The sequence below is a fragment of the Xanthomonas sp. D-99 genome, from assembly GCF_017746145.1.
Taxonomy (GTDB): domain Bacteria; phylum Pseudomonadota; class Gammaproteobacteria; order Xanthomonadales; family Xanthomonadaceae; genus Xanthomonas; species Xanthomonas cissicola.
In genome coordinates, this window is record NZ_JAGHWU010000047.1 from 739 (window position 1) to 7,096 (window position 6,358).

Annotated in this window: 6 protein-coding genes; all 6 read right to left on the reverse strand. The window is 67.6% G+C overall.

Annotated features, from left to right (window positions below):
- Positions 1 to 21: 21 nt before the first annotated feature.
- Genes J7360_RS16065 through flhF form a run of 6 tightly spaced genes read right to left on the reverse strand, consistent with a single transcriptional unit; the run spans position 22 to position 6,050 of the window.
- Positions 22 to 1,680: a chemotaxis protein CheA gene (locus J7360_RS16065; RefSeq protein ID WP_007970781.1), complete on the reverse strand. Its 1,659-nt coding sequence runs from the start codon at positions 1,678 to 1,680 to the stop codon at positions 22 to 24.
- Between the two features lie 2 nt (positions 1,681 to 1,682).
- Positions 1,683 to 2,309 (reverse strand): protein phosphatase CheZ, encoded by a 627-nt coding sequence (locus J7360_RS16070; protein ID WP_022559105.1) that lies wholly within the window; start codon positions 2,307 to 2,309, stop codon positions 1,683 to 1,685.
- Positions 2,309 to 2,701, reverse strand: coding sequence for a chemotaxis response regulator CheY (gene cheY / locus J7360_RS16075; RefSeq protein WP_002813536.1), 393 nt, complete (start codon positions 2,699 to 2,701; stop codon positions 2,309 to 2,311). The genes J7360_RS16070 and cheY overlap by 1 nt, the downstream gene beginning before the upstream one ends.
- A gap of 22 nt (positions 2,702 to 2,723) precedes the next feature.
- The gene (locus tag J7360_RS16080) at positions 2,724 to 3,491 is read right to left on the reverse strand and encodes an RNA polymerase sigma factor FliA (protein ID WP_005918198.1); all 768 of its coding nucleotides are present in this window, start codon (positions 3,489 to 3,491) and stop codon (positions 2,724 to 2,726) included.
- Complete coding sequence (locus J7360_RS16085; protein ID WP_005918202.1) at positions 3,488 to 4,372, reverse strand: MinD/ParA family protein; 885 nt, start codon at positions 4,370 to 4,372, stop codon at positions 3,488 to 3,490. The genes J7360_RS16080 and J7360_RS16085 overlap by 4 nt, the downstream gene beginning before the upstream one ends.
- Positions 4,359 to 6,050: a flagellar biosynthesis protein FlhF gene (gene flhF, locus J7360_RS16090; RefSeq protein ID WP_057661820.1), complete on the reverse strand. Its 1,692-nt coding sequence runs from the start codon at positions 6,048 to 6,050 to the stop codon at positions 4,359 to 4,361. Before flhF ends, J7360_RS16085 begins: the two co-directional genes overlap by 14 nt.
- Between the last annotated feature and the right edge of the window lie 308 nt (positions 6,051 to 6,358).

A 6,358-nucleotide genomic window follows, 5' to 3' on the forward strand; every position in this document is an offset into this window, starting at 1 on the left:
CCCAATCCCCAATCCCCAAAATCAATGATCGCTGGAGCGCAATCCATCCACATCCAGGATCAGCGCCATGCGGCCGTCGCCGATCAGGGTGGCGCCGGCGTAGCCGGGGAGGCCGCGCAGGGCGCGGGGCAGGGGCTTGATCACCACTTCCTCGCGGCCGCGGACCTGGTCCACCACCAGGCCGAAGCGGGTTTCGCCAGCCTGCAGCAGCACCACGGTCAGCAGCGGCGGTTGTTCGGCCGGTACGCCCAGCCAACGGCGCAGGTCGATCAGCGGCAGGGTGTGCGAGCGGCGGTCGAGCACGGCGCGGCCGTCGAACCAGCCCAGCGAGGTCTGCGGTGCGTGCAGCACTTCGACCACGCGCGCCAGCGGCAATGCATAGACCGCTTCGCCGGCCTGCACCAGCAGGGTCGGCAGAATCGCCAGGGTCAGCGGCACGCGGATCATGAAGCGGCTGCCGCGGCCCAGTTCGGACTGGATCTGGATCTGGCCGCTGAGTTCGCGGATACGCGACTGCACCACGTCCATGCCGACGCCACGGCCGGAGATGTCGGTGACTTCCACCTTGGTCGAGAAGCCCGGCATGAAGATCAGATGCAAGCACTCGTCGGTGCTGAGGCGGGCGGCGGCTTCGGCGTCGATCAGGCCCTTGTTGCGGGCGATTTCGCGCAGGCGCTCCGGGTCGATGCCGGCGCCGTCGTCCTGGATTTCGATGCTGACGTAGTCGCCTTCCTGCTGCGCCGACAGGCGCACATGGCCGCTACGCGGTTTGCCGGTGGCTTCGCGCAGGGCCGGCGATTCGATGCCGTGGTCGATGGCGTTGCGCACCAGGTGCACCAACGGGTCGGCCAGGGCTTCGACCAGATTGCGGTCCAGCTCCGTTTCGGCGCCGATCAGCTCGAGTTCCACTTCCTTGGACAAGGTGCGTGCGACGTCGCGGGCCACCTTGGGGAAGCGGGCGAACACCTTGCTGACCGGTTGCATGCGGGTGCGCATGACCGCGGTCTGCAGGCGTGCGGTGGCGATGTCCAGCGTGCTGACTGCGCGGTCCAGTTCTTCGTCGCGCAGGCGGGTGCGCAAGGTCTTCAAGCGATTGCGCGAGAGCACCAGTTCGCCGATCAGGTTGACGATGGCGTCCAGGCGCTTGGTGTCCACGCGCACGGTCTGTTCGGCTTCTGCGCCGGTCTTGGCCGCGCCCTTGCCGCCCGCCTTGGGGGCGGGCGCATGCGCATCGTCGCCATGTGCGGCAGCAACCGGCTTGGCAGCGGCCGCCTGCGGCGCGGCCTTGAGCACCGGCGGGGCGCTCTTGGCGTCGAACTGCGCGATCAACGTGGCCGGCGCGTGCGGCACGGCTTCGCCCGAGCCCATGGCATCCAGCATGGCCTGCAGATAATCCAGCGATTGTTGCGCGGCATCGAAGTGATGCGCCTGCAGCACCGCCTGGCCCGAGCGCGCCATGCCCAGGGTTTCTTCGGCGGCGTGGCACAGCTCCACCATTGGTTTTATCGCCAGAAAGCCGGCGCCGCCCTTGAGCGTGTGGAAGCCGCGGAACACCGCGTTGAGCTGGTCGGCTTCTTCTGGCGCCTGTTCCAGCGACACCAGCTGTTCGCCGAGGCGATCCAGGATTTCCTGGGCCTCGACGATGAAATCGGCAGCAATATCGTCTGGAACAGCACTCATGGTTACAGCCCCAATCCGGACAGCAGGTCGTCGGCGTCGTCCTGCGACACCGCGTGACGGTCCAGGCCCTTGACAGCAGGACCGGCAAGACCGCCGTCGTCTTTCTTCGGTTCGATGTTCTTCGGCGGCAGGCCGAGCGCACCGAAGCCTTCATGCACGCGCCGCACGATACCGGCCACGCGACGGATGATCTGCCCGCTCAGGTCCTGGTAGCTCTGCGCCAGCGACAGCTCGGTCAGGTTGTGGCGCATCTTTTCCAGCAGCGCGCCCTGATCCTGATTGAGCCCGCCGCTGCGCAGCTGGTTGGCCAGCTCGCGGCATTCTTCGACCAGATCCAGCGTGCGGTGGCTGGCCTTTTCGGTCATTTCCACCACGTGGTCCAGGCGCGAGCAGGCATCGTCCAGCTCGCCGGCTTCTTCGGGCACGGTGGGCAGTTCGCCCAGCGCCTGGCCGAGTTCGCGGGCGAGCCGGCTCAGGCTCTGCATCATCGGGCGCGTGCGCAGGGCGGCCAGATGATCCACCTCGCGACGCCAGGCGACCTGGTCACCGCTTTCCAGCGCATCCAGCGCGCCTTGCAGGCGCTCGATCAACGCGGCACGTTCGGCATCGGTTTCCACGGTGGCGTTCATCAGGCGGTCGCCGCCAGACGTTCGAACACCTTGCCCAGCTTTTCTTCCAGCGTCTGGGCGGTAAACGGCTTGATGATGTAGCCGTTCACGCCGCACTGGGCCGCTTCGATGATCTGCTCGCGCTTGGCTTCGGCGGTCACCATCATCACCGGCAGGTGCTTGAGCTTGGCATCGGCGCGGATGTTGCGCAGCAGGTCGATGCCGGTCATGCCGGGCATGTTCCAGTCGGTGACCACGAAATCGAACGGGCCGGCACGCAACGCCGCCAGGGCGCTGTTGCCGTCTTCGGCCTCTGCGGTATTGGTGAAGCCGAGATCGCCCAACAGATTCTTGACGATACGTCGCATCGTCGAGAAGTCGTCCACGATCAGGATCCGCATGTTCTTATTCACATCAAGCTCCTAACACAAAAAATTAGTCGTCAATTTCGACACCGGCATCGGCCAGCTCGAAGACTTTGAGGCGGCCCCGCAAACGCACCACTGCCTGGCCGTGGATCTGGCACACGCGCGATTCGCTGACACCGAGCACGGCGCCGATTTCCTTCAGGTTCAATTCCTGTTCGTAGTACAGCGACAGCACCAGCTGCTCGCGCTCGGGCAGCTGGCCGATGGCCTTGCCCAGCTCGCGGCCGAATTCGCCACGCTCCATCATCTGCTGCGGATTGGGGCCACCCTTGGCGGTGGTGTCCAGCTCGCCGTGATCTTCGATGCGCGATTCCAGGCTCAGCACCTGGCCACGTGCGGCATCTTCCATCAGACGCAGATAATCGGGCAGCGGCATTTCCATGGCGGCGGCCACTTCGGTGGCGGCGGCGGCGCGGCCGGTGTTCTGTTCGATCTTGCGCACGGCGGCGGCGGCATCGCGGGCACGGCGGTGCACCGAACGCGGCACCCAGTCGCCCCTGCGAATCTCGTCGATCATCGAGCCGCGGATGCGGATCGAGGCATAGGTTTCGAACGAAGCGCCCTGTTCGGAGTCGTAGCTGCGCGAGGCTTCGATCAGGCCGATCATGCCGGCCTGGATCAGGTCGTCCACTTCCACGCTGGCCGGCAGGCGCGCTGCCAGATGGTGGGCGATGCGGCGGACCAGGTCGGCGTGCTGGGTCACCACGTCGTTGGCGTTGTTGCGCTGCACGGCGCGGTACTGCGCGCTGGCCGTGGTTGCGGTAGCGGTGCTCATGCGGCCACTCCCCGTTGGATGATGCGTTCGACAAAGAACTCGACGTTGCCGCGCGGCACGGTCGGGGCCTGCCAGCGCGAAGTACGGCGTGCGATTTCTGCGATGGCCTGCGCCGACGGACTGGCGGGGTAGGCCTTGATGACCGGTTGCTGGCGCTGCACCGACAGGCGCAACCAGTCGTCCTGCGGCACATGGCCGAGATAGTTCAGCGAAACATCGCCGAGGAATTTTTCGCACACGCGCGAGAGCTTGTCGTAGAGCAGGCGACCTTCGTTGGGGTCGCGCACCATGTTGGCGATGATCTGCAGGCGGTCCACGCCGCGTTCGCGCGAGAGCACCTTGATCAGCGCGTAGGCGTCGGTGATCGAGGCCGGCTCGTCGCAGACCACCACCACGGTGTCCTGGGCGGCCTGGCAGAAGGTCAGCACGCTGTCGGTGATGCCGGCGGCGGTGTCGATGACCATCACGTCCAGGTCGCGTTCCAGTTCGGAGAACACGTTGACCAGGCCGATGTGCTGGGCCGGGGCCAGTTCGGCCATGTGGCGGCGACCGGAAGCGGCCGGCACCACCAGCACGCCGCCGGGCCCTTCGATGATGACTTCATCGAGCGTGCAACGGCCGGCGATCAGGTCGGCCAGGGTGTACTTGGGCGCCAGGCCCAAGACCACGTCCAGGTTGGCCAGGCCGAGGTCGGCGTCCAGCAGCAGGGTGCGTTTGCCCATGTCGGCAAGCGCCACGGCCAGGTTGGCGGAGATGTTGGTCTTGCCCACGCCACCCTTGCCGCCGGTCACGGCAATGGTGCGCACCGGGCCCAAGGGCTCGGGACGGGTCGCCGACAGGGGGAAGGCGTTGGTCAGCTTGGCGTATTCACGCGACTGCATGGTTGTGCTCCGGAGTACAGGGCTTATCGGCAGCGCGCCGCAAATCTTCAAGGCGAAGAACGAGACTGGCGGCATTGGCGCGGTGCAGGTCGTCGGGGACCCGCTGTCCGTCAGTCACCCAGGTGATGGGCATTTGGTGGTCGACCACCACCGACAAGGCGCTGCCGAAGCGGCCGGTCTCGTCGAGTTTGGTCAGCACCACGCCTTGGGGCTTGGCGTGGGCGAAGCGGCGTACGACCTCGTCGAGGTCGGAAAAATGGGCGTTGGCAGGCAATACCAGCAGCGAGGTGACCTGCTGGGCGGTGCGCAGCCAGTTCAGCTGGGCGGCCAGGGCACGGTCGCGCTGGCCCATGCCGGCGGTGTCGATGAGCACCAGCTTGTAGTCGCGCAGGCGCTCCAGCAGGTCCAGCAGGCTTTCGGCGCTGTCGGCCTCGTGCACCGCGATGCCGAGCTGGCGGCCGTAGCTGTGCAGCTGCTCGCGGCCGCCCACGCGCTGGGTGTCGGTGGTGACCAGGGCCACGTCGCGCGGGGCGTGCTGGGCGGCAAAGCGCTGGGCGAGCTTGGCGATGGTGGTGGTCTTGCCGGCGCCGGTCGGCCCGACCAGGGCGATGACGCCGCCACGTTCCAGCGGGTCGACCGGGGCCACCGGCAGCCGCTTGGACAGCAGGCCCAGCATCAGGCCGCGGCCACGGTGCAATTCGGTATCGGCCGGGATCTGCAGGGCGATATCGCGGGTCAGGCCGGCGTCGAAACCGTAGTCGTCCATCAGTTCCAGCGCCTGGGCGCGCACCGGCGAGCCACGCAGGCGCTCGTCGGTGAGGCGGTTCATTTCGCGCTCGATCATCTGCCGCATCAGCGCCAGTTCGCCGCGCAGCTGCTTGAGTTCTTCGTCGTTCTGCGGTGCGGGCGTGGCGGCAACCGGCACGGCGGCCAGGGCCGGCGGGGCGACCACGATCGGCGGCAGCGCGGCCGGCGGCAGGATCTGCGGCAGGGCATCGTCCAGATCGAAGTCGGCTTCGTCGGCGAAGGCGTCGTCGTCCTGGCCTGCGGCAGCGAAGGCCGGCGCGGTGACCAGTGCCGCAGCGACCGGCGCGGGTGCCTGCACCCCCGTGGCCGGGACGGCCGGGCGCTGCACCGGGGCAGTCGTCAAAAAGTCGGCGAACAACTGTTCCGGCACGGCCGACAGCGCGTGTTCCTGGCGCGGCGCGGCGGTGACGGCAACCGCGTGGGCGAGTGCCTGGGCAGCGGGCGAAGGAATGCTGGCGGTGCGCACCGGAGCGGCGACCGGCGCCTGGCGCGGCACGCTGACCGGCTGGCGCAGCGCCATGGCGGCGATCATGTCGTCGGCGGCGCTGGCGACGCGCTGACGCTGGCTGGCCTCGGCGTCGGCAGACGGCTTGAGCAGCGCGTGCACCGGTGCAGCGGGCTTGGCCGGAGCTTGCGGGGCAGGCGCCTGCTGAGCGGGAGCCTGCTGGTGCTGTGCGGAGGCCGGGGTGTCGGAGCGCGCGGTTTCCAGGGCGCGCTGCACGAGCTCTTCGTCGTAATTGCTGGCAGCGACGATCTCGATGCCTTCGGCGGTGCGACGGTTGGACAGGATCACCGCGTCCGGGCCGTGCTCTTCACGCACCATGCGGAATGCGGTGCGCATGTCCGGGGCGACAAAGCGTTTGATTTTCATGCGAAGTGCCTCCAGGAACGGGACCCGCCGGACGCCGGACGGGTGTGCGATGAATGTGGGTGTGTTGCCAGCGTCATGAGTTGCCTGTCCCGTTTGTGTTCCAAGTCCTGCCATCCGCCCCGCAGCGGTGGAGCTGTCTGCGGTCTCGCCAGAGCTAATGCATGCGGTGTGCCAAAACCGCAGTGCTGGATTTCTGGCGCTCGATCAGGATGGTTGCGCGTGCGGCGGCTGCCCCTGTTGCCCCCATCCGCCCTTCGGGCAACTTCCCCCGCAGGCGGAGGAGGGTAGGGGTTGGTGCAACGCCGCTG